This window comes from Psychrobacter sp. CX97 (assembly GCF_057396285.1).
Map to the genome: position 1 here is coordinate 159931 of NZ_JBXYJE010000005.1, position 24991 is coordinate 184921.

18 protein-coding genes are annotated in these 24991 nt (G+C 41.3%); 12 read left to right on the plus strand and 6 right to left on the minus strand.

Going from position 1 to position 24991, the window contains the following annotated elements; all coding sequences use genetic code 11:
• Window positions 1-55: 55 nt before the first annotated feature.
• Together gyrB and AC2SLL_RS05835 are read left to right on the plus strand one after the other, a co-directional pair.
• Entirely contained in the window at window positions 56-2695 is a 2640-nt protein-coding gene (gene gyrB, locus AC2SLL_RS05830) for a DNA topoisomerase (ATP-hydrolyzing) subunit B (RefSeq protein ID WP_486530744.1), read from the plus strand.
• 154 nt (window positions 2696-2849) lie between these two features.
• Window positions 2850-3485 carry a manganese efflux pump MntP gene (locus tag AC2SLL_RS05835; RefSeq protein ID WP_486530745.1) on the plus strand — a complete coding sequence of 212 codons (636 nt, stop codon included), beginning with the start codon at window positions 2850-2852 and terminating at the stop codon, window positions 3483-3485.
• 66 nt (window positions 3486-3551) lie between these two features.
• On the opposite strand, the gene rlmF is transcribed toward AC2SLL_RS05835, so the two are convergent.
• Window positions 3552-4550, minus strand: coding sequence for a 23S rRNA (adenine(1618)-N(6))-methyltransferase RlmF (rlmF, locus tag AC2SLL_RS05840; protein WP_486530746.1), 999 nt, complete (start codon window positions 4548-4550; stop codon window positions 3552-3554).
• A 325-nt stretch (window positions 4551-4875) separates the two neighbouring features.
• Between rlmF and AC2SLL_RS05845 the strand changes: the two genes are divergently transcribed.
• Window positions 4876-5688 carry a crotonase/enoyl-CoA hydratase family protein gene (locus tag AC2SLL_RS05845; protein WP_486530747.1) on the plus strand — a complete coding sequence of 271 codons (813 nt, stop codon included), beginning with the start codon at window positions 4876-4878 and terminating at the stop codon, window positions 5686-5688.
• Window positions 5689-5785: 97 nt separating this feature from the next.
• Entirely contained in the window at window positions 5786-6118 is a 333-nt protein-coding gene (locus AC2SLL_RS05850) for a hypothetical protein (RefSeq protein ID WP_486530748.1), read from the plus strand.
• Between the two features lie 159 nt (window positions 6119-6277).
• On the opposite strand, the gene AC2SLL_RS05855 is transcribed toward AC2SLL_RS05850, so the two are convergent.
• Window positions 6278-6418, minus strand: a complete 141-nt coding sequence (locus tag AC2SLL_RS05855) for a hypothetical protein (RefSeq protein WP_486530749.1) — start codon at window positions 6416-6418, stop codon at window positions 6278-6280.
• Window positions 6419-6509: 91 nt separating this feature from the next.
• Here AC2SLL_RS05855 and AC2SLL_RS05860 point away from each other — a divergent pair, with 91 nt between their 5' ends.
• The 5 genes from AC2SLL_RS05860 (at window position 6510) to AC2SLL_RS05880 (ending at window position 15104) form a co-directional block, all read left to right on the plus strand.
• Window positions 6510-9521, plus strand: coding sequence for a type I restriction endonuclease subunit R (locus AC2SLL_RS05860; protein WP_486530750.1), 3012 nt, complete (start codon window positions 6510-6512; stop codon window positions 9519-9521).
• Window positions 9511-10773, plus strand: coding sequence for a restriction endonuclease subunit S (locus AC2SLL_RS05865; RefSeq protein WP_486530751.1), 1263 nt, complete (start codon window positions 9511-9513; stop codon window positions 10771-10773). Before AC2SLL_RS05860 ends, AC2SLL_RS05865 begins: the two co-directional genes overlap by 11 nt.
• 9 nt (window positions 10774-10782) lie before the next feature.
• Complete coding sequence (locus tag AC2SLL_RS05870) at window positions 10783-12003, plus strand: AAA family ATPase (RefSeq protein ID WP_486530752.1); 1221 nt, start codon at window positions 10783-10785, stop codon at window positions 12001-12003.
• Between the two features lie 8 nt (window positions 12004-12011).
• Window positions 12012-13628: a type I restriction-modification system subunit M gene (locus tag AC2SLL_RS05875; RefSeq protein WP_486530753.1), complete on the plus strand. Its 1617-nt coding sequence runs from the start codon at window positions 12012-12014 to the stop codon at window positions 13626-13628.
• Between the two features lie 315 nt (window positions 13629-13943).
• Window positions 13944-15104 (plus strand): MalY/PatB family protein, encoded by a 1161-nt coding sequence (locus tag AC2SLL_RS05880; RefSeq protein ID WP_486530754.1) that lies wholly within the window; start codon window positions 13944-13946, stop codon window positions 15102-15104.
• A gap of 177 nt (window positions 15105-15281) precedes the next feature.
• Here the strand turns inward: AC2SLL_RS05880 and AC2SLL_RS05885 are convergent, their stop codons facing one another.
• The 3 genes from AC2SLL_RS05885 to AC2SLL_RS05895 all read right to left on the minus strand — a co-directional run bounded on the left by AC2SLL_RS05885 (window position 15282) and on the right by AC2SLL_RS05895 (window position 21812).
• A complete protein-coding gene (locus AC2SLL_RS05885) occupies window positions 15282-17003 on the minus strand; it encodes a formate--tetrahydrofolate ligase (RefSeq protein ID WP_486530755.1) in 1722 nt (573 codons plus the stop codon).
• A gap of 153 nt (window positions 17004-17156) precedes the next feature.
• On the minus strand, window positions 17157-20252 hold the full coding sequence (locus AC2SLL_RS05890; protein WP_486530756.1) for an efflux RND transporter permease subunit: 3096 nt from the start codon (window positions 20250-20252) through the stop codon (window positions 17157-17159).
• A gap of 219 nt (window positions 20253-20471) precedes the next feature.
• Window positions 20472-21812: an efflux RND transporter periplasmic adaptor subunit gene (locus tag AC2SLL_RS05895; protein ID WP_486530757.1), complete on the minus strand. Its 1341-nt coding sequence runs from the start codon at window positions 21810-21812 to the stop codon at window positions 20472-20474.
• Between the two features lie 605 nt (window positions 21813-22417).
• Here AC2SLL_RS05895 and AC2SLL_RS05900 point away from each other — a divergent pair.
• Window positions 22418-23101, plus strand: coding sequence for a hypothetical protein (locus AC2SLL_RS05900; protein ID WP_486530758.1), 684 nt, complete (start codon window positions 22418-22420; stop codon window positions 23099-23101).
• Between the two features lie 489 nt (window positions 23102-23590).
• On the opposite strand, the gene AC2SLL_RS05905 is transcribed toward AC2SLL_RS05900, so the two are convergent.
• On the minus strand, window positions 23591-23728 hold the full coding sequence (locus AC2SLL_RS05905; protein WP_486530759.1) for a hypothetical protein: 138 nt from the start codon (window positions 23726-23728) through the stop codon (window positions 23591-23593).
• 3 nt (window positions 23729-23731) lie between these two features.
• Here AC2SLL_RS05905 and AC2SLL_RS05910 point away from each other — a divergent pair, with 3 nt between their 5' ends.
• Both AC2SLL_RS05910 and AC2SLL_RS05915 read left to right on the plus strand, forming a co-directional pair.
• The gene (locus AC2SLL_RS05910; RefSeq protein ID WP_486530760.1) at window positions 23732-24613 is read left to right on the plus strand and encodes a bile acid:sodium symporter family protein; all 882 of its coding nucleotides are present in this window, start codon (window positions 23732-23734) and stop codon (window positions 24611-24613) included.
• A 70-nt stretch (window positions 24614-24683) separates the two neighbouring features.
• Complete coding sequence (locus AC2SLL_RS05915) at window positions 24684-24848, plus strand: hypothetical protein (protein ID WP_486530761.1); 165 nt, start codon at window positions 24684-24686, stop codon at window positions 24846-24848.
• Window positions 24849-24991 lie beyond the last annotated feature (143 nt).

Here is a 24991-nt window from a genome sequence, read left to right on the forward strand (position 1 = left end):
TATTTCATATAAATTGCTGAAAGTTCAGTATTGCTGTTTTTGTAAAGGATGTGTCATGAGTGAGTCAAACCCCGTAACCGAAAATGAACTAATAGAAAGTCTTGCAGAGGGTACTAATTTAGCTGATTTACCTGCAGATACCTTGCCAGAAGAATATAGTTCAAAAAATATTCGGGTACTGAGAGGTCTTGAAGCCGTGCGTGTACGTCCTGGTATGTATATTGGGGATACGGACGATGGTACAGGTCTGCATCATATGGTATTTGAGGTAGTCGATAACTCAATTGATGAAGCCTTGGCCGGCCATTGTGACCAGATTGATATTATTATTCATGAAGATGAGTCAGTTAGTGTCATGGATAATGGCCGAGGTATTCCTATCGATGTCCACCCTGAAGAAGGGGTATCCGCTGCTCAGGTCATTATGACGGTATTGCATGCGGGTGGTAAATTCGATGACAATAGCTACAAAGTATCTGGTGGTTTGCATGGGGTGGGTGTATCGGTAGTCAATGCCCTATCTAAAAAGCTTGAAATGAACATTTGGCGCGAAGGTTATCATTATCAGCAAACCTATAGTGATGGGGTACCAGATAGTGATATCCAAGAATTAGAAAAGACTGATAAAACAGGTACTCAGATTCGCTTTTATCCGAGTTCAGACGTGTTTACTGGCACTGTGTTTGAGTATGAGATCTTAGCAAAACGCTTACGTGAGCTGTCGTTTTTGAACTCAGGAGTACGTATTGTTCTAACGGATGAACGTACAGATAAAAAGCATGTGTTTGAACATAAAGGCGGTCTATCTGAGTTTGTGGCTTATATCAATTCGGGTAAAGAAGGCTTAAATGACGTGTTTCATTTTGTCAGTGAACAAGATGATGGCATTGTGGTTGAAGCGGCACTACAGTGGACAGATACCTACAATGAAAAAGTATTGTGCTTTACTAACAATATTCCTCAAAAGGATGGCGGCACTCACTTGTCTGGCTTCCGATCTGCTTTAACCCGTTGTCTAAATAGCTATATGGACAATGAAAAACTAATGAAAAAGGAAAAGGTCAATACAACAGGCGATGATGCACGTGAAGGCCTTACCGCTATCGTTTCAGTAAAAGTACCTGATCCTAAGTTCTCAAGCCAAACTAAAGATAAGTTGGTGTCTAGTGAAGTAAAATCAGCTGTTGAATCGGCTATGCATGATAAGTTTAACGACTATCTGCTTGAGCATCCGGGCGCTGCCAAATCTATTGCTAATAAAATTATAGACGCTGCTCGAGCGCGTGATGCTGCCCGTAAAGCGCGCGAGTTAACCCGTCGTAAAACCACCCTTGATATCGCTGGCCTACCGGGTAAATTAGCCGACTGCCAAGAAAAAGACCCCGCATTGTCTGAGCTTTATATTGTGGAGGGCGACTCGGCAGGTGGTTCTGCTAAGCAAGGTCGTAGCCGAAAAAACCAAGCCATATTACCGCTTAAAGGTAAAATTCTTAATGTGGAGCGGGCGCGATTTGATAAAATGCTATCGTCTGCTGAAGTCGGTACGTTAATTACGGCTTTAGGGTGTGGTATTGGCCCCGATGAATACAATCCAGATAAAGTGCGTTATCACAAAATCATCATCATGACCGATGCTGATGTTGATGGCTCACATATTCGCACCCTCTTATTGACCTTCTTTTTCCGTCAAACGCCTGAGCTTATTGAACGGGGTTATATTTATATTGCTCAGCCACCTTTGTATAAAGTTAAGAAAGGCCGTCAAGAGCTTTATTTGAAAGATGATGAAGCGCTCAAAGCCTATTTGTTGTCATCGACTATTGATGAAATGAAGCTTCATGTCAGTGAGGATGCTCCTGCTATAACCGGTCAAGCCCTTGAAACTCTTTTAAATGATTATAACCAAACCCAATTGGTAAAAGCACGATTACAAATCCGCTATCCTGCCGTATTACTTGATGCATTAACGCATGTGCCTAAACTTACTACTGAAATGACGTATGATTTTGAGGCGATGAACCATTGGAAAACGCAACTTCAACTGCAGCTTGAACGATTTGGCAAAGATTTAAGCCCTGAGATTGAGCTTGATGATATCCACGCACCGAAAAAAGACGAACTGTCAGAAGCGGTAAAAGATGCTAATAATCAATTTAAATTTAAAGTTGGGGCTAAAGTAGATAACCCGAATGACAATATTGAAGAGGCTCAAATAATTGAAGGCAAAGATAGCGAAATGCTATCGACCAAGTCACAGTGGCTACCTCGTATTACTATTTATGTGCATAATCTTGCCCAGCATTATTTGCTAGATGCCGGCTTCTTTAACTCAGGCGAATATGCGCGTTTGATGCGTTTATCAAAAGAATGGAACACGCTCTTGAGTGATACGGCATTTATCCGTCGTGGCGAAAAAGATACCCTACTACGTGATTTTGACCATTTATGGCAACAGGTCATGCAAGATGCCCGTCGTGGCTTAGCTGTACAGCGTTATAAAGGTCTAGGCGAGATGAATGCAGACCAGCTTTGGGACACAACGATGGATCCTGAAAATCGCCGTATGTTGAAAGTAACGATTGAAGATGCTATTGCTGCTGACCATCTGTTTATGTGTTTAATGGGGGATGATGTCGAACCACGTCGTCAATTTATTGAAGAAAATGCTTTAACTGTGACTAATTTAGATATCTAAAGTATCAATTTATTGGCTCAATACCTTTTTATTGGCTCAATAACTTTGCTAGTCACTTCTAAATTAAAAGTCATCTTACTTGTAAGGTGGCTTTTTTTGTTTCACGTGAAACTTATTTATGATTAAATAGACGTTGAATAAAGGAGTAAACGATGTGCTTGAAGTCATTCTATTAGCGATTGCCCTAGCTATGGATGCCTTTGCCGTCTCGATTGGTTTAGGGGCTAAACAGTCTAGTACGATCGCTAGCAGTGCTAATGGGAATGGCATTAATTTTAAGCCAAAAAATAAGCAAATAGTCCTGAAACTGGCATTACTGGCTGGACTATATTTTGGGTTTGCTCAAGGCGTTATGCCTTTAATTGGCTATTTATTAGGCTCAGCGATAATTGGCTGGTTAGCCTCTGCTGCACCGTGGATTGGGTGTCTTATTTTGGTAGGTTTAGGCCTAAAAATGCTTTATGAAGCGTTCTCAAACAGTTCTGATAAGGAACTTAGTGACAAATCAACACATAACGTTGATAGCAATATAAGCGTCAAAACAACTGATCATAAGCAAATGATATCTCTGGCAATTGCCACCAGTATTGATGCACTAGCCGCAGGCTTTACACTAAATTTACTACCCATTAATGCTTGGCTTGCTTGCCTTATTATTGCATTAATAACTGCTGTGTTTAGCCTTACTGGTGTTTATTTAGGGCGTCAGACAGGTACATGGCTGGAAGACAAGGCAGAGATACTTGGTGGCATTGTCTTAATTGGCATTGGGGTTAATATGGTTGTGTAGACAAAAACACACCTGCTTAAAAGCAGGTGTGTTTAGTCGTTTTATCCATCAATACACACTATCAGCTTATTTAAACCGCCATGCCAATATACGTGTCGCTTTTTGACCGTGTTGCATGTTAATGGTTTTAATTTGTCTGGCGCCCCCTTCTCTTAATAGCGCATCAAGTGCTTTTAGATTCTCAGCTCTAGAAACTAAAGTAGTAAACCAATTGACTTGATTGGCATATTGTACACTTTCTTTAATCATCTGACTGATAAAACCATGCTCACCGCCTTTAGTCCATAATTCAGAATTCTGCCCACCAAAGTTAAGGTTATTGGTTGCATTGGCCTGTTTGCTTGCAGCACTACTACCGAGCTGACTATTTGGGTTACGGCGGGCACGGTTTTTTTGCAACTTTGACTGCTTACGTTGGTTGGCATCTAATACATCTTCCATTGACCCATGAAAGGGCGGATTACATACCGTGATATCGAAGTAGTCATGCTCACCGATAACGCCTTTAAATATATTTTTAGGATTGGGTTGAAGCTTTACAGTTACTAGTTTTTTAAGATTAGGATTAAGCTCGCAAATAGTTTTCGCCGTATTAAAGGCCATCTGGTCAATATCAGTGGCGGTAAAGTACCAGCCATAGCTTTGACTACCGATAATAGGATAAATGCAACTCGCCCCAGTACCGATATCTAACACACGTGGTTTTTTATTTTCTAATTCGTTAGCATTTTTGGTGTTGTTATTTGCTAATAAATCCGCCACTTGATGAATGTAATCAGCACGGCCAGGAATAGGCGGACACAAATAACCTTTAGGTAAATCCCAATACTTAATGCCGTAATGCAAGGCCAACAAGGCTTTATTAAGCGTCAGCACTGCTTCAGCATCTGAAAAATTAATCGTCGGATCACCGCTAGGGTTAGTAATGGTGTGCTTTGCTAATTCAGGCAATGCCTTAGTTAGTTTATCAAAATCATAACGACCTTGATGCGGATTGCGTGGGTGTAAGCTGCTAGATTTAGGGGGAGGCGTTTGTTGATTAGACTTATTTACAGGCTGTGTCATAGAGTACAAAAACTTATCAAATGTGGATGGATGAATGCTAGTTTAACAGATTTGGTCAAGTAACATCGAGCTCAAAACGCCCTCCTATCACCACCCTCTTAACCTAAAAACCTATTAAGGTAAGCACTAGTCTTCATATTCTAAATCTTGAATGTGATGCTTATTGTTTAAATCCTAGCGTTTTAATAGTGTTTTTAGCTGGGTACGGTCAAAAATTAAGCGTTATTAAAGATCAGGTATTTGCTACATTTATGTCATAGGGCTAAAGTTGAATATAATTATTAATAACAAATAATGACCACAACAACAGTAAAAGGTATGCCCCATGAGCTCCAAACAAACGGATAAAGACCTCCTTTCAGACAGCCGCATCACCTACCAAACCGATGGCTATATTTGCCTCATAGGGTTGAACAGAGCCAACAAACGCAACGCCTTTGACAGTCATATGATTGCACAGCTATCTGATGCCCTAACCCGTTATGAAGCTGATAGTGAGCTACGTTGTGCGCTAATTTTTGCCCATGGCGAGCACTTTACCGCGGGGCTAGATTTGATGGAACTACAAGACAAACTCGATAAAGGTGTGTTTAATTTTGATGACAGCCAAATTGACCCGTGGGGCATCTCAGGCAAACAGCGCACAAAGCCGATAGTAGTCGCTGTCCAAGGCACTTGTTTTACCGCCGGTATTGAGCTGATGCTAAATGCCGATGTGGTGGTAGCCAGTAGCGACTGCAACTTTGCGCAAATGGAAGTACAGCGAGGCATCATGCCATTTGGCGGCGCAACCGTTCGATTTGTAGCGGCCGCAGGGTGGCAAAAAGCCATGCCGTACCTATTAACTGGCAAGCCGTTTGATGCCATTACAGCTGAGCGTTTAAGTCTTGTTAGCGAAGTTGTCGAATCAGGTAGCCAGTATGATAAAGCACTTGAGTGGGCACAACAGATCAGTAAAGCCGCCCCTCTTGGCGTGCAAGGCGTATTGGCCTCCGCGCAAGATGGCGTTCTCAATGGTGCTAGCAGTGCCTTGACCAATATCCATAGCTTCTTACCCTCGTTGTTTCATTCAGAAGATGCCAAAGAGGGCGTCATGTCTATGGTTGAACGACGTGAGGCTGATTTTAAGGGCCGCTAGAGGGCGATTAATCTATATGACTCATAAAGACTTGAATCGATACTGCATTTAGGTCAAGCGTGATGGGCAAGGTAGACAATAGTCATAGGTAGCAATAATGTTAGATGATGCGGTACGATTTTTAGCACGAGTGGTATTCGAAATAGTCGGTCCAGTCGTCCTTGAAGGCGTATTTAACCTCATAACTTGGCGTATTAAGGGGCATCCTTATATTACCTGTTATTATCGCGGTTTTATGGTGGCGCTGGTTGTTTATATTTTTCTCACTCTCAAGCATTACTTTATAGACCAAAACCTCTCTGTTATGGCACTTTCAGATTTTGGTCTGAGCGCTAAGATATGGGGTGTTCTAACGCTACTGCTTATGATGATTACCTACATAGTGCGTCATATTGAAATTGAAAGTAAGGTGGATGAAGATAAGCATTAACTACTATCATCAACCTCTCGACTATTGGCTCGTTTTTTAGTCTCAGTGCAGTGCTGATTTATTGGAAGATGACGATTGGGTTTTAGAGTGGGTTGTTGAATGTTTAACTGAGATAAGTATTTATGGAGCTGATCCCGCTTTTCGCTACTATCTGTCGTCTTAAGTCGGGCGATGGGCTAAGGTTTGGCATGTCGCCTGCTTCGCGCGCCACCCCAAAACCAAGTCCTCGCAACCGCCTTTAGCCACCAGTATATCCGCTTCAATCGGGGCTAAACCGCCTTGTTTAGGCAAAGACCGCATTTAAAACCTTTAAGCTAAAACTATAGTTTATGGTATGCGAAAATTAAGGTACTCTATTGCTACTGTTAAATTATATAACCAAGGCATTAATATGTCCTACGAAAATTCAATTGAAAAAAAATTTATTAGAAAGCTTGAAGCGCTTAAATATACTTATCGTCAAGACATACGCAGTATAGAAGCGTTACATGATAACTTTCGTCAGAAATTCGAAGCTTTAAACAAGGTCAATTTAAGTGACAATGAATTTGATCGCTTGTTAGAGCTTATCATAAGTCCCAATGTGTTTAAAAACGCTGAGATTTTACGCAATAGGAACAGCTTTATACGGGACGATGGCACACCGCTTAACTACACCTTAGTCAATATCAAAGACTGGTGTAAAAATGATTACGAAGTTATCAATCAACCCCGTGTAAACCATGATAATAGCTACCATCGTTATGACGTTATCATCTTGATTAATGGCTTGCCCATTGCTCAAATCGAGCTTAAAACGTATGCGGTCAGCCCTCGACGTGCCATGCAACAAATCGTTGATTATAAAAAAGATGTGGGTAATGGCTATACCAATACTTTAATGTGTTTTATGCAGTTATTTATCGTGAGTAATCAAAGCAGAACCTATTATTTTGCTAATAATGATAATAGCCATTTCGAATTTGATGCGGATGAGCGGTTTTTACCCGTATATGAATATGCCGATAAAGACAATAATAAGATATCGGGACTTGATGAATTTTCTGAGACTTTTTTAGAAAAATGCACCTTAGGGGAAACGGTAAGTCGATATATGGTGCTCGTGGCGAGTGAGCAAAAAATGCTGATGATGAGGCCTTATCAAATCTATGCCGTCAAAGCAATAGTGGACTGTATCCATCAAAATCGGGGTAATGGCTATATTTGGCATACCACAGGCAGTGGTAAAACCCTCACTTCTTTTAAAGCCTCAACTTTGCTTAAAGATAATCCAGATATCGAAAAATGCTTGTTTGTGGTAGACCGTAAAGATCTTGACCGCCAAACTCGTGAAGAGTTCAATAAATTTCAAGAAGGTGCTGTTGAAGAGAATACTAATACTCATGCGTTAGTTGAACGGTTATTGTCTGATGATTACGCTGATAAAGTAATCGTCACGACTATTCAAAAACTAGGGTTGGCACTTGATGGGACAAATAAAAATGACTACAAAAAACGATTGCAACCCTTAGCTGATAAACGTGTTGTGTTTATCTTTGATGAGTGTCATCGTTCGCAGTTTGGTGATAATCACAAAGCTATTAAAGCGTTTTTCCCCAATGCACAATTATTTGGCTTTACAGGCACACCTATATTTGAAGAAAATAGTAATTACGTACAAATTGAAGGCAAAGTCGGTCATTTTAAAACCACCAAAGATATTTTTGAGAAAGAGCTACATGCGTATACCATTACTCATGCCATTGAAGATAAAAACGTTTTAAGTTTCCATATTGACTACTATAAGCCTGAAAAAACTGTCTCGAATAGTAGCCAAAAAGCTAGCCAAGACACACCGACGAAAGAAGCCATTGTTAAGGCAATACTGGAAAAGCATGATAGTGCCACTGACCACAGACGTTTTAACGCTCTATTTGCAACAGCGTCTATTAACGATGCTATTGCTTACTATAACCTGTTTAAAGAGGCTCAAACGAAACGTAAAAACTTAGAGGAAGACTGGGGATCTCTTAACATCGCTTGTGTTTTCTCGCCCCCTGCCAAAGCTAGTAATGATGATAAAGACAATAAAAACGCTGAAGATATTAAACAGCTACAGGAAGACCTATTGCAAGAAAAAGAGGACAACAAACACAACCCAGAAGAGAAAAAACAGGCGTTAAAAGAAATTATTGCAGATTATAACCATCAATTTAACACTAACCATCAAATTACCCAGTTTGACCAATATTATCAGGATGTCCAGCAACGTATAAAGTACCAAAAATTTCCCAATAGCGACTATCCGCATCGTAACAAGATAGATATTACTATCGTGGTTGATATGTTATTAACAGGGTTTGATTCAAAATACCTTAATACGCTATATGTCGATAAAAACCTTAAGTATCATGGCTTAATTCAAGCCTTCTCACGTACCAATAGGGTACTCAATGACACCAAACCTTGGGGCAATATATTAGATTTTAGGCTACAAGATGAGGCGGTCAATGAGGCGATAGAGCTATTCTCTGGTGAGAAAGAAGACAGAGCCAAAGAGATATGGTTAGTTGACCCTGCGCCAAAGGTTATTAGTGACTATAATGACGCTGTGCATCAACTTGAGCAATTTATGCAGTCGCAAGAGCTTGATTGCACCCCGCAAGCCGTGGCGAACTTAAGAGGCGATACCGCACGGGCGGACTTTGTTAATCGCTTTAAAGAAGTACAACGCCTCAAGACTCAACTTGACCAATATACCGATTTAACGCCTGAGCAAAGCGAATCAATTGAGGCCATTATTCCTAAAGAAACCTTATTAGGATTTAGAGGGGTCTATATAGATGTGGCGCAAGATTTAAAAGCCAAGCAAGGCAAGCTTACCGATAAAGAAACCAACGACCCTGTGGATGAGTTAGATTTTGAGTTTGTGTTGTTCTCATCTGCGGTGATTGATTATGATTATATCATGGGGCTAATCTCTCGCTACACCCAAGAGTCGCCTAGTAAGCATAAAATGAGTAAACAAGAGCTGATTGACTTACTTGCCTCACAGTCAAATCTGATGGAAGAGCGAGATATCATCGCTGATTATATTAATCAGTTAGAAACAGATAAGCCACTAAGCGAAGCGGAAATTAAAATAGGCTATAGTGAATTTAAGGCAAAACGTTCGGCAGAAGCGTTAGGTAAAATAGCCATTAAGCATGGGTTAGATATCGATGCGTTAAGCGCATTTGTAGATGAAGTGGTGTGGCGTAAAGTGTTTAATGGTGAGGCATTGACTGAGCTATTAAAACCGTTAAACCTTGGTTGGAAGGCTCGTATGAAAGCGGAGATGGCATTGATGGAAGACCTTATCCCCTTACTTAAGAAACGTGCCGAAGGGCAAGACATTTCAGGATTAAATGCGTATGAAGACTAATGAAACTACAGCTGTTCCTAGGTTGCGTTTTCCTAAGTTTAGTGATGAAAGTGATTGGAATTTAAGTCTTTTAAATGATGTAGCAGTAGTAGTGCGTGGAGGATCACCTCGTCCTATTAGTAATTATTTAACCCAAGATAAAGATGGCTTAAATTGGTTAAAAATTGGAGATGTTGATAAAGATTCTAAGTATATAACCTACACTGAAGAAAAGGTAATTACGTCGGCACTAAATAAAACTAGAGTGGTTAAACCTAATGATTTAATAATGTCAAACTCAATGAGTTTTGGTAGACCTTATATTCTTAAGATACAGTCCTGTATTCACGATGGATGGATAGCAATTACTGAAATTGATAAAAGAGTTGATTCAAACTATCTTTATTATTTGATTTTATCCGATAGTAGCCAACGGTACTTTTTGAATAATGCTTCAGGTGGTGGAATAAGAAATTTAAACATAACGATCGTTGATAGTTTAAATATTCCTTTTTGTTCCATACTAGAACAACAAAAGATAGCCGACTGCCTATCTTCTTTAGACACTTTGATTACGTCAGAGTCTGAACAACTTGATGCGTTAAAGTCGCATAAAACTGGGTTATTACAACAGCTTTTCCCTGCTGAGGGTAACACCGTGCCTAAGCTTAGGTTTGCCGAGTTTGAGGGTGATTGGGAGGAAGTTAAGTTAGGTGAGTTAACCACTATAGTACGAGGTGGTTCTCCTCGACCTATTGATAGCTACCTAACCGACGAAATTAATGGGTTAAATTGGTTGAAGATTGGAGATGTTGATAAAGAAGCTAAGTATATTGACTGGACTAATCAAAGAGTAATACCTGAAGCCCTTACTAAGACTAGGGTAGTTAAACCAGGCGACCTAATAATGTCTAACTCAATGAGTTTTGGTAGACCTTATATTTTAAAGATAGAATCATGTATTCATGATGGTTGGATAGCTATTACAGATATTAAAGCAAGTTTGAATCGTGACTTCTTATATTACTTTATACTTTCAAATGGTAGTCAGTCGTACTTCTTAAGTTCAGCGGCAGGTAGTGGGGTAAAAAACCTCAATATAGGTATTATTAAGGAGCTTGTTTTAAAAATCCCTACAATAGCGGAGCAAAAGAAAATAGCCGACTGCCTATCCTCACTCGACACCCTTATCCAGTCTCAAGCTGAAAAAATCGATGCCCTTAAACAGCATAAACAAGGATTGATGCAGCAGTTGTTTCCCTCTATTAACTAAGGATATGCTATGAGTCAATCAGTCCCTACCATCGAAAATAGTTTAGAAGATATGGCTTTATCTCTACGTAAAAAGCTAACTGAAGGTAAAAAACCAAAAAAAAACATACTACTGTTTGCCTACAATGGTACAGGAAAAACCCGTCTATCCATGATGTTTAAAGATATTGGTAAGAAAGATGGGCGTACTGATACGCTTTATTTTAATGCATTTACAGAAGATTTATTCACTTGGAATAATGACTTAGAGGGTGACACAGATAGGTATTTGGAAATGAATACCAGCTCGAGATTTTTTGATGCTGTACCTAAAATTGAACCAACTCCTCAAATTCAAGCACATTTAGAAAAATATGCAGATTTTAGTTTTCGGTTTGATGAAAATCATACTAGAGTGCGGTTTAGTAAAGAGGTGCTAGTTAATGGTAAGTCAACTATTTTAGAAAATATAAAAATATCACGTGGTGAAGAAATTATATTTATTTGGTGCTTTTTTTTAGCCTTATTAGAATTGGCGATGGATAAAGATATAGAGTTATATCCATATATAAAATATATTTATATAGACGACCCCGTTTCCTCATTGGATGACAACAACGTAGTTAAGTTAGCTGTAGATTTAGGTCTTATCTTAAAAGAACCGAAAAAGACTGACGACGAAAAACGCGCTTACAAGGAAAGAATAGAGAACGAAACAAAAGAAGAAAGAGCTTTAAGAGAAAAAGATAAAATAAATAATGAGCTAAAAGTGGTTATATCGACACATCATTCTTTATTTTTTAATATTTTATATAATGAATTTCGAAATGAAAAAAGAACAGATAAGTATTTTCTAAGTAAAATTAATGATGGTAATCAATTTCAGCTTAAAGAAACAGGAGATACGCCATTTTTTGAACAAGTCGCTGTCGTAAACGAGTTAATAGAGGTGTCTAAAACAGAAGAGATACGTGTATATCATTTTGCTATGTTAAGAAGTATATTAGAAAGAACATGTGCATTTTTTGGTATAAGAAGCTCAAACTCAAGTTTCGTAGATTGTATTGATGTAGACAATAAAGAAGAGTTGGCTCGAGCAATAAATGTCTATAGTCATGGTAATCATTCATTGTATATTCCCAGTAGTGTAAAAGACGAAGATAAAGTTTTCTTTAAAAAAGCTATTGAAGCTTACACGACTAAGTTTCCTATCAAAAAGTTTGAGACACCCAATGTAAACCTCAGTTCATAGGATAAATCATGACCCAAGAAGAACTAAACAACCTCGGTAAAACCCTTTGGGACATTGCTGATAGCTTGCGTGGCTCCATGAATGCCGATGACTTTCGGGACTATATGCTGTCCTTCCTATTCCTACGCTATTTATCCGACAACTACGAAGAAACAGCAGAAGCAGAGCTGGGTACAGACTATCCCAAGTTAGATGAAAAAAAGGACAAGCGCACCCCATTATCCGTCTGGTATGAACAAAACCCCGATGACACGGATATGTTTGAGGACATGATGCGTCGTAAGATGCACTATGTGCTAAAGCCAAAATTCCTGTGGCGTAGCATCGCAGAATTAGCACGTACCCAAGATGACGAGCTACTCAAAACCTTACAAAAAGCATTTAAGTACGTTGAAAACGAATCATTTAATAATAACTTCCAAGGGTTGTTTTCCGAGATTAATCTAGCCTCTGAAAAATTAGGTAAAGACTATAAATCTCGTAATGAAAAGCTCGCCACTATTATTAAAGAGATAGCCGATGGTATCGCCAAGTTTAGTACCGATACCGATATATTGGGCGACGCTTACGAGTATTTGATTGGCGAATTTGCCGCAGGCAGTGGCAAAAAGGCAGGCGAATTTTATACCCCGCAACCCATATCCACCATATTATCCCGTATCGTCACTTTAGACAGTCAAGATCCAAACTTAGGTAAACGAGATAAGCTAAATAAAGTGCTGGATTTTGCCTGTGGTTCAGGCTCTTTGCTATTAAACGTACGCAAGCAAATGGGAAAAGATGGCATAGGTAAGATATATGGTCAAGAAAGCAACATTACCACTTATAACCTTGCCCGTATGAATATGTTATTGCATGGTGTAAAAGATACGGAGTTTGATATTTATCATGGCGATACGCTTAAAAACGATTGGGCGTTACTCAATGAGCCAAATCCGTCTAAAAAGGTAGTCTTTGATGCCATAGTCGCTAATCCGCCCTTTAGCTTGCGCTGGAAACCGACCGACACCACCAGCGACGACTTTAGATTCAAAGGCTATGGTGTTGCCCCTAAATCTGCTGCTGATTTTGCCTTTTTATTGCATGGCTTTCACTATCTTGCGGATAACGGCACGATGGCAATCATCTTACCGCATGGAGTATTATTTCGAGGCGGTGCTGAGGAGCGAATACGCACCAAGCTACTTAAAGATGGACATATCGATACCGTCATCGGCTTACCTGCTAACCTGTTTTATTCAACAGGCATTCCGGTTTGTATTTTAGTGCTCAAAAAATGCAAAAAGTCTGATGATGTTTTATTTATTAATGCCAGCCACGAAGATAACTTTACCAAAGGTAAACGTCAAAACATACTTGAACCTGAGCATATTGATAAAATTGTTGATACTTATCAATATCGTAGTGAGGAAGATAGGTATTCTCGACGTGTATCAATGGATGAGATTGAAGAAAATGACTTTAATCTTAATATTAGCCGTTATATCAGTACCGCTGAACCTGAAGAGCAAATTGAGTTATCAGAGATACATAAACAATTGAATGAGATTGAGAAAAGTATCCAATCAGCGAAAGCGGCGCATAATGAGTTTTTAAAGGAATTAGGACTGGAAAAGTTGCCATAGACATAAGTTAAATTTGGGTATCCATAGTTGTCTAGTGATGCGGTTTAGGTTCGCAAGAGAAAGTCTTTTGAATAGAATTTTCTGAGTGGATATACTTGCCATTAGCGCCCGCCCCTATGCGAGCCAAGATAGTAGCGTACGGCAGGATCAGCTACTTGTTAATCATTAGGGTTTGTGAATGAATCAAGCTATTTCTCTGTTGTAAACCACCCCTCGAGCTTATAAACCTTCCCAACTCTGTTAACATAATGAATGCCACTTTCTCGTTTATAATGTAGAGAATAAATCGTCCAGCTCATCAAGCCAGAGACCACCATGCCATACAATTTTGACGAGATTATCGACAGAAGTAATACAGGGTCAATCAAGTGGCACTATAGTGATGACACGATTCCACTATGGGTGGCGGATATGGATTTTAAAGCTGCACCGCCTATTTTGGACAGTATTAAGCAAGTGGTGGATCATGGTATTTTGGGCTATACCAAACCGACGGATGAGGTGTATCAAGCGATTATTAAGTGGCATGAGCGCCGTTATGGACTTGCGCTGACTAAAGATCAGATACTGTTTTCGCCGGGGGTGGTACCAAGCATTGCGATGATGATTGAGATCTTCACCGAGGTCGGCGATGCAGTGATGATCAATGACCCGATTTATACGCCGTTTGTGACCAAAACCAAATTAACAGGGCGTCGCCATATCCCGTCAGCATTGATTGAGGATAAGGGTCGCTATAGGCTTGATTTGGCAGACATTGAGGCGAAAATTATTGAGCATAATGTCACGCTGTATCTGCTGTGTAATCCGCATAATCCGGGCGGGCGTGTCTGGACGGCAGAGGAGTTATCAGCGTTGCTTGACGTGTGCCAAAAGCACGATGTGGCGATCGTCAGTGATGAGATTCATCAAGATTTGACCTTGAGTGGTCATGCCTTTACGCCCTTTTTAAAGCTTGCGGCAGCAAAAGGATATGCACACCGCGTGGTAAGTCTGACCTCAATGACCAAGACCTTTAATGTAGCGGGTATTAAAGGCTCGATGATATTCGCTAAAGATAAGGCATTAATTGAGAAAATTAAGCAAAAACAGCGCTTAAATGATGATTATGAGCTTAATTTATTAGCGTATACAGTGATGCGAAGTGCCTATGAACAGGGTGAGCAATGGCTCACGCAAGCATTGGCGTATATTGAGCAAAATATCGACCTTGCTATCGATTACTTAGCTGAGCATTTGCCAGAAATTAAGGTAATGCATCCTGAGGCCTCATATTTAATTTGGCTGGATTGTTCTGCTTATGCGGATGATGACAAGCGGCTTTATGACAAGTTGCGTCAAGCCAAAGTGGAGCTAAACTCAGGCATCAAATATGGTAATGAGGGATATTTAAAGGTGCGACTCAATGTGGCGTGTCCGAGAGCGTTATTACGTGAAGGTTTGAACCGTATTCATCAGGCATTATCTGCGGATTGATTACCTTATCACTTTGGTTGGCGAGCAAAGGCAAGGAAGGAATAGGTACAAAATAGGGTAGAAGTTGTATAGCGTTACTCAACTCAGTAGCTCAGTAGGACTAACTCTCTAAATAGGCATAGTCCTAATATAGGCATAGCCTTTAGACAGTTAGCCAAAGTGACAGCGATTTTAGACTTAGGATAACCCTGAAATATTACCTTCAGCATCAATATCGATATGTTTAGCAGAAGGGTGTTTGGGTAAGCCTGGCATTCTCATGATATTGCCACAAATGACCACAATAAATCCTGCACCAACAGAGACACTAACATCTCGCACATAAATATTAAAACCAGCAGGGCGCCCAAGTAGTTTGGCATTATCGGTTAACGAGTATTGTGTTTTAGCGATACAAATAGGCATTTTATCTAAGCCTATATCTTCTAAGCGGCGAATTTTTGCCATAGCAGTGGTGCTAATTTCAATATCATCTGCCCCATAGACTCGAATGGTAACCGCTCTAATCTTATCAATAATGCTGTCTTCATTAGCATATGCCAGTTTAAAGCTGCTCGGTTTATTCTCATGACTGGCAAGTAGGTCTAGTAGTGTTTGAGCAAGGGCTTCTCCACCAGCGCCCCCATTTTCCCAAACTTGGCACAGCTCGACCTTTACTCCTTTATCAGCACAGGCTTTACGCACCAGCTCAACTTCGGCATCTGTGTCACTGATAAAGTGATTAATAGCGACAACAATGGGTAAACCAAACACTTCTTTCATGTTTTCTATGTGTTTTAGCAGGTTGGGCAGGCCTTTTTCTAACGCTGCTAAATTCTCTTCCGTAAGGTCAGATTTCGGCATCCCTCCGTTGTATTTCAATGCTCGAATGGTTGCGACAATGATGGCCGCATCAGGCGTCAGCCCTGCTAAGTTACATTTAATATCACAGAATTTTTCGGCACCAAGTTCAGCCCCAAAGCCTGCTTCGGTTAACGTGTAATCTGATAAATGCATGGCTACCCGTGTCGCAATCACTGAGTTGCAACCATGAGCAATATTGGCAAAAGGACCACCATGCACGATGGCGGGCGTGCCCTCAATAGTTTGCACAAGGTTTGGTTTGATGGCTTCTTTAAGCAAAGCAGCCATGGCACCGTTGGCCTTTAACTCTTTGGCATATACAGGTTTGTTGTCGTAGGTGTAGGCGACTAATATATTGCCCAGACGGTCTTTTAAATCGGCCAAGTCTTTTGCCAAACAAAAGATAGCCATGACTTCGGATGCCACTGTAATATCAAAACCATCTTCACGTGCCACGCCGTCTGTTCGTTTACCAAGCCCACCAATGATGTTGCGCAGTTGTCGATCATTCATGTCTACGCTACGTCGCCACAGCACTTGTTTAGGATCAACATTTAATTCGTTACCCTGATAAATATGGTTATCGATCATAGCCGCTAGTAAGTTGTTGGCGGCACCAATAGCGTGGAAGTCTCCAGTAAAGTGCAGATTAATATCTTCCATTGGTACTACTTGAGCATACCCGCCACCAGCAGCGCCGCCTTTGATACCAAATACAGGTCCGAGAGAGGGCTCTCTCAGCGCTACGATGGTTTTCTCTCCAGTATGTTGCTGTTTGTGCAAACGGTTTAAAGCATCGGCTAAACCAATTGTCACTGTGGTTTTCCCTTCTCCAACAGGTGTGGGGTTCATAGAGGTTACCAAAATTAGCTTGGCCTTTTTTGATTGAGTGTTAGATTTGGCTGGCTGGGAGAAAACATCGATGGGGTTTAATTTGGCCTTGTGGTGTCCATAGGGCTCAATCTTATCGTATGCTAAGCCAATTTTTTCAGCAATAGCGCTAATCGGTTGTAACGTGGCATTTTGGGCTATTTCAATATCACTAAGTGCAGCCATGCTCTTGTCCTCGGTATATAGGAGTTTGGGAGTTGATTTTTATTATTTTTTAAAGGGATACCCTTTCAGACTAGGGGCTGTTTGATCCTTCAACAGACCCTAATGGCATCAGCCCGATAACTAAAAGTTTAGTGATGAACACTATAGTGTGCTTTAACTGGCTTGTTCAGCTTTACCATGCGGACGCAGCCACTTGCCAAACCATTTTGAAATATCATCCATAAAAGTATAAACCATAGGAATAACAATGAGGCTCAAAAAGGTTGATGTAACCAGTCCACCAAGCACAGCCGCGGCCATTGGACGGCGGAAGGTTGGATCTGCTTCGCCCCACCCAAACACTAAAGGTAACATACCAGCCCCCATGGCAATTGTTGTCATAATAATGGGTTGTGCCCGTTTACGACAGGCATCTAAAATCGCCTCGAAGCGGTTTAGGCCGTGGTCTCTTTCTGCAATAATGGCATAGTCAACCAGTAGAATTGAGTTTTTGGTAGCGATGCCCATTAACATGATAAAGCCAATCATTGAGGGCATAGATAGGCTACTGTTGGTGATGACCAGCCCCACAAATGCCCCGCCAATCGATAACGGCAGCGCCATTAAGATAGTGAAAGGTTGTAACACTTTACCAAACAACAGAATGAGCACCCCAAAGATGCAGATAATACCAACAGACATGGCAATCAAAAAGCCACTCATTAGCTCTGCCATACTCTCAGCTTGACCTTGGTCGATGACTGAAATCGCATCCGGTAGAGCACCTGCTTGTAATGAAGGAACTGCTTTGACCGCCTCAACTAACCCACCAAGCTCGCCATTACCTATCTGAACGCTAATGTTAATGGCACGTTCACGGTCAAATCGACGAATCTCTGAAGGGCCAGTACCAAACGATAAATCTGCGACTTCACTAATACGGGCGCCGTTTGCAGTGCTGCTAGGCACAAATAAATCGCCCAGTTGACTGACATTGTTGGTGGCATCTTCTGGTAAACGAACGACGATAGGCACTTGACGGGTGTCGAGATTGAGCTTAGACAGACGTTGTTCATAATCGCCAACGGTAGCCACCCGAAGGGTATCAGAAATGCCTTGGGTGGTAACCCCGTGATCTGCCATTGCCACACGGTTTGGTATAATCGACAGCTCTTGTCTAGGCAAGCTTCTATTGCTAGTGACACTACCTGCCATAGGAAGTGCTCGGATTTCAGTCATGACTTGTTGAGCCGTTTGTTCGAGTAAGTCAGGATCGGTACTGGTCAGAGAAAAGCTATAGCCATTTTCGCCACCACTTGATAAACCCACTTCAAAGCGGGCACTAGGGACTGCCATCAAACTATCGGTAATTTGCCGCTCAATTTCAGTTTTACTCACTCGCTCGCTACGTGGCTTTAGTACGATATCTAAACTGGCTGCATTAACCGCACTGCCCTCTTGCGAACGTGAATCAAGGCTCGCTGCTTGCGGGTCGCCAATGGCACTCAATACACTAGCAACACCATCAATTTGCAAAATGCGATCTTCTGCCAACTTAGCAATACGCGTGGTGTCCTCTAGGCTGGCATCTGGCGTGAGTTCAATACCCACACGGGTTTGGTCAATATCATTTTCGGGTATAAATGTGGTTGGTAATAATTTGACTAGGGTCAATGATGCAAAAAATAACACGAGTGTGGTACCTAATGTAATCCACCGATGTTGTATGGTCCAGCCAACCGTTTTCAAATAGGTTTGCATCAATTTGCTTTCTTTTTCGACATAGGTTTTTTCTGGTCGTAATATGTAGGCAGCCATCATTGGTGTAATGAGACGTGCAACAAGTAAAGAGGCAAAAATAGCGATGGCGGCGGTCCAACCAAACTGGCGGAAGAACTGACCAACCACACCACTCATAAATGCGGTAGGTAAAAATACCGCAATTAGGGTAAATGTAGTGGCGACTACCGCAAGACCAATCTCATCTGCCGCCTCCATGGCGGCCTCATAAGGCGTCTTACCCATCCGCAAATGGCGCATGATATTCTCTACCTCTACAATAGCATCGTCTACTAATACCCCAATGACAAGCGATAATGCCAAGAGGCTAATGATATTCAAGCTAAAATCAAACAGGTACATGCCCAAAAATGTTGGAATGACTGAGAGAGGAAGCGCAACAGCCGCCACAATGGTGGCACGCACATTACGCAAAAATAAGAATACAACCACAACCGCTAAGAGGCCGCCTTCAATGAGCATTTTAAGAGAAGCGTTATAGTCTTCATCGACGGGTGTGGCACGGTCAAACACCTTGGTAATGATGTAGTTTGGCATCTCAGCGCGCAGCTGTGCTAACGCTTCATCGACCATTTCTACCACTTCAACTTCACTGGCACCGCGTGAACGCGTTACGTTAAACGCCACCACAGTTTCGCCATTTAGTTTAGCGAGTGAGGTAGGTTCAGCAGCGCCATCTGTGATGGTTGCCATAGCTCTGAGCGACTGTGTACCGCCCGTAGGCAAAGCGATTTGTATGTCATTTAGCTCGCGGGCATTATCGACCGCACCAAGCACACGGATGGTTTGCGTACTGCTACCTACTTTGGCTTCACCGCCAGAACTGTCTTGCTGAATGCCCGCGATTTGTTGCGATAATTGGGTAATAGGTAACTGTAATGCATTCAGGCTTGAGGGATTAACTTCCACGCTAATTTCACGCTCTAAGCCGCCCACACGGCTTACCGAATTGACGCCTTTGATACTAGAGAGGCGTTTATTAATAGTGTCATCAACAAACCATGATAGATCTTCAACACTCACATCTTTAGCAGTTATGCTATAAGTGACAACAGGTAAGCCAGCAGTGGATACTTTAGATATGATAGGGTCATTTGCTGCGGCAGGCAGGTCGCCTCGTACTTCTCCGACTGCGGAGCGCACATCGTCGATTGCTTCTTGAATGTCTTTTTCAAGCACAAACTCAGAAGCTATCGTCGCAGATCCTGTTTGCAAGGTGGTACGCATGTGCTTGATGCCTTCGATGGTCGATAGCTTATTTTCAAGCTTTTTGGCGACATCGTTTTCCAATTGACTGGGTGCTGCGCCAGGAAGGGTAACGGTTACCACCACAGCAGGTAGATCAATATCTGGAAACTGCTGTACCTTCATTTGCATAAATCCATAGATGCCGCCCAATGTGAGCAGCACAAATAGCAAAATTGCGACCAGCGGGTTTCTAATGGAATAGGCTGAGACATTAAGGCTCATAGATAAATCCTGCGTGTATGTATCATCAATATTCAATAGGATTGACGTCGTTTTATTATGACGCTATTTCTTAATAATACGGATGACGTGATAGGAGTACTTGTTGAAAATTAACTCAATATAAGGCTTATTAGTAGTGAATCAAACTTTATAACCGTGTTTAATTATTTGCCTATCGAGTAGTCTATAGTCCCGTTATTCGTTTAATGAGCAGTTTGGTTACTTGCCTGCTTGATTACTTGCTTGGTTATTTGCCTGATTGCTTGCCTTGCCATTAGCGTCAGGTTGTTTAGTGGCGTCTGCAATACGTACCACATCGCCATCATTCAAAAAGCTACCGCCTTGGCGTACTATGTTGCTATTACCAGATAACGGTTCAAGGAGCACAACCTGATCGCCACTGCGCTCGCCAAGCTTCACTTTAATACGGCTGATACGATATATGGTTTTTCGGTTGTCATCTTTTACCGCTTTAACCTGCATCACATAATCGTAGCCATCTTGAGTTACTACAGCACTCACAGGAATGGTCATTTTTGCATTGCTACCCAGTTTAAAAGTACCACGTTGATACATGCCAGCACGCGCATTTGGGTGACGAGCTAAAGAAGCGTATATCGTTACCTGACGGCTGCCTTTTTCGGTGGTCGGTGCAATACGGCTTACTTTACCCATCACGCTCTTATTATTAGGTAGGCTAACTTCAACAGGCGTGCCTACATTGATGTCGCCTAATCTGCTTGGGTCGACTTGTGCTTGCCACTCAAGTTTGCCATTTTCTATTATGGTAAACAGGGGCTCAGGGCCAGGAACACTGCCCACATTGGCTGTTTTTTTGCTGATGACACCGCTAACAGGGGCTGTCACGTTAGCGTTTTTCATGTTTAGATTTTGATTATTTAGGCGAGCCTTAGAAGCTATAACAGAGGCTTCTGCTTGATTGGCAGTGGCGATATAGCGATCGAGCTCTTGTTGGCTAATCGCTTGCATCTCCAGTAAGGGCTGTACTCGCTCTACATCTCTTCTGGCAAGCTCAAAACTGGTTTGTGCTTCAGCAAGTTCGGCTTGAGCTTGGGTTAGTTGTTGGCGCATGGCATCGGTATCAAACACTGCCAATACTTGACCTTTTTTAACTTGTGCGCCTTCTTTAACTAAGACCTTATCAATGGTTACCCCGCTGACTTTCGCATTAACCGTAGCTGTTGTTTCAGCACTAATCGTCCCATCGGCACTTAAGGCATCTTCAACGACTGATTGTTGCGGAGTGACAGTTTCGACGGTTAAAACGGGCTTTTGCGACGACGGCTTTTCGACCTCTGTGATGCCTGTTGCAGTTGCAATTTGCGGTGTTACTGACTTCTCGGCATTTTCGGCTTGTTTTTCTGTCCACATTTTGCCACCGAACCAACCGATCCCTAGCGTCACTAACAAGATAGGCAGTAGCCACATCCAATTGAACTTGGATGCTGAGTGCAGCGGATAAGGCGGCTGGATTTCGTTCAGGTCGTCAGGCACTTTATTGTCATGAAGTCTATTCGGGGTATTAGGATGATCAGTCATAGCAGTCTCGCAAACGGCTTAGTTTGGATAGAGTCAAATATTTGAATTATACGGCAATTATGTCCTACATGTTTACGGTTGGTGTAAAGCTTTAGTTACAAAGCCAATGCATAAGGTCTATAGATAAATATATGGAATGTGAATATGTAAACAAAAAAAAGAACAAAACAAACCAAAAATTTAACACAAGTAATTGTTTATAACTTATAAGACTAACTTTTTGGCACTGAGTAAGACAGACTTACATAAAACTATTTTTGAATTATAACTTTACACTAGGTTTATAAATTAAAAATATTAACCCGTTATCTTAAAGTCGACAGGCTAAGCTCAATATTTTTATCCGTCATTTTATTAATATCGTATTTTTGAATAGGTCTGTCTGATCCCTATTCAGAATCTTTAGTAAGCCAGCACCTTAATAAAAGGTAGAGGTTGCGAAAAGGTACCAATACACTTAATAAATCGGCATAACTAAGCATAAAGGTTATTAAATCAAGTTTATTGGCTTAATGATTGAGTAGAAATGGATTACCTCTGTTTTTACTAACTAACTTAATCTAGTTTATCAATTACATAAGTAATGATATTAAAGGAAGTCACTCATGAAAAATAATTTAATTATACCAGCGGCATTGATTACTAGCTTACTGACATTGCCAGCAATTGCTTCCGCAGTACCGTCACAAGAAGCAATGAATCCTCAAGAAGCAGTTAATCCGCAAGAAGCAATGAATCCGCAAGATGCAATGAATTCGCAAGAAGCAATGAATTCGGAAGATGCAATGAATCAAGAGGGTATTGATCAAACAGAAGACGCGTTAGCCGAACAGAATAACCAAGCTATTATGCAAGAACAAGCCGATATGCAAATGGCCAATCAAGAAGCCATGATGCATGCTCAAAGAGCTGAAGCTGCATTAAAAGCAGATCAAGCTCAAAGAGGAATGGCACAAGATGATGCACAGTTACAACAAGATGAACAACTACAAAATGGGATGCAAGATCAGGCTATTGAGGATGATGTAGAAGAGGGTAATGTAGAGCAGCAACAGCTTGAACAGCAACCTGAACAACAAGACATAGCGCCTCAACAGTTAAACCTTCAGCACAATAGTCCAGATTACCGTCCATTAATTGAAGGGGAGGTTAAAGATGGCGAAGTGGCTTCTACTGATTCAGCCCAAATTACACTACAAGAAAAAGTGAAAGATAAACGAGGGGAACTACAGGCCACTCAACCAGGTCAGGTAGAAGTACAGGAAAACCGCCGTATCTTGCCACAATAATTAGGTCGACACGCAATAATTAGGTTTATATAAGAACGTTAGCGGTGCACTTAACCATACGCAACCATACGCACTAAACAAAATAGCAGTCACTTAAGCATCACGATTTGATGTTTATGATTTGAAACGGCTACTTTAAACCGCTATGTGAAATAGTAAAATAAGTGCTCAAACTCTAAAGTAACTGTAACAAAGGCAACTCGATATGAGTTGCCTTTTTATTTTTATTTGCCAGACTTGTGCTGATATTCGGCTTTATGTCTTATAATTTTTTATTGGATGTTTCATTCAACGCTCTTGTTCTAAAATGCTTAGTCAAGTCTGCTATTCAAGTCTTGGGTGTGATAGGCGGTTATGCGACAGTAGGGATAAGCCAAAATGCCTACCCTCATTTATCAGTGAGACTATTAGTGAAGGCAGGACAGACCTTAACCTATAATGATTGGCGAAATCATTGGCTTAAATGAACAGTTAACGATAACTATATTTTTACACCGTTTTCACATCGCTTTCAAATAATGAGAGTAAACTAGGCGCAGTATACAATTCACATATCAGCATTTGCTGATAGCGAAGCTTGCCTGCACATCCACCCGCTTTTTTATCTAGCTGTATCCAGTGAGGCATAAAATGTTTCAACTTTTGCCATTATTTTTAGCCTATATTATGTTTGCGCTAGGCCTACAAACTCAACTGTCTGATTTTAAAGAAATATGTTCTCGCCCTAAAGCTTTACTTACTGGTTTGGCCTTACAATTAATAGGTGTACCCGCCATTGCTTATCTTTTAGTGCGCCTATTTTCCCCACCCAGTGAAATGGGCTTTGGGATTATGCTACTCAGTATCTGTGCGGGTGGTATTACCAGTAATATGATGAGCTTTTATGCTGGGGGTAAAATTGCTTTATCTATCGCCTTAACCGCTATTACCAGCATGATAGCCATCATTACCGTGCCAATTTGGGTACACATCCTTTATCCTCTATTTTTTGAGCAACTTCCGGTAAACTTTTCGGTAGCTTCACTCTCACTCAAAGTGCTGGTCATTACCACTATTCCTGTCATGCTGGGAATGCTCGCTCGTGACTACTGGTCTAAATTTGTGATGAGATGGCAAAACCCCTTGCAGCAATTGGCCAATATTTTGTTTGCGCTAATGGTATTGGCAGCCACCCTACAAAGCTGGGATGTGATGGTAGCGCAAATAGCGCAAATCGGCGTTTTAGTGTTACTCATGGCACTATTATTATTGATAGTCAGCCAATTTGTATCCCGTCTACTCAACCTGAGCTTTGCAGAACAAAAAACGCTCGCTATTGAATCTAGCTTACAAAACGGCGCCATGGGTATTGCGCTAGCAAGTCTGTTGAGTCAATCTGACAAACTTTCTGCCTTTGCTATGCCATCAGCGATATATGGCGTATTAATGAACGCTGTGGTGTTGCCATTTGTTTTTTATCATGTTTATCAACGTCAAAAAGCCGCGGCAACGAACAAAGGCAGTAAACTTTAAACAGGACAATGTTTCACGTGAAACAATCAATCTTATCTATTAAAGCCTATCAACTGAATCGCTAACAGGTATGATAATAGAAAATCAGGTAGCCACTCCCGCCATTCGCTATATCTGCGTGCTTGGCCGAGGCGGTAGCTATGGCTTGGGGCGTCGCTTGCTACCGCGTCGCCACCCCAAACCGAGCCACCGCAGCTCCCCCAAGCACGCAGTATACCGCTACTGTCGGGGCTAAAACGCTCCTTCAGATTTGGGTCATCGCTATCTTAAAACATTACTACTTTAAGCATTTATCGCTTTAACTCTTTAGATCATTAAAAGCTTCTTTTAAAGCTAAGCTGGGCTCTTTTACTGTTTTATCAAAGTCACTCTACGCAT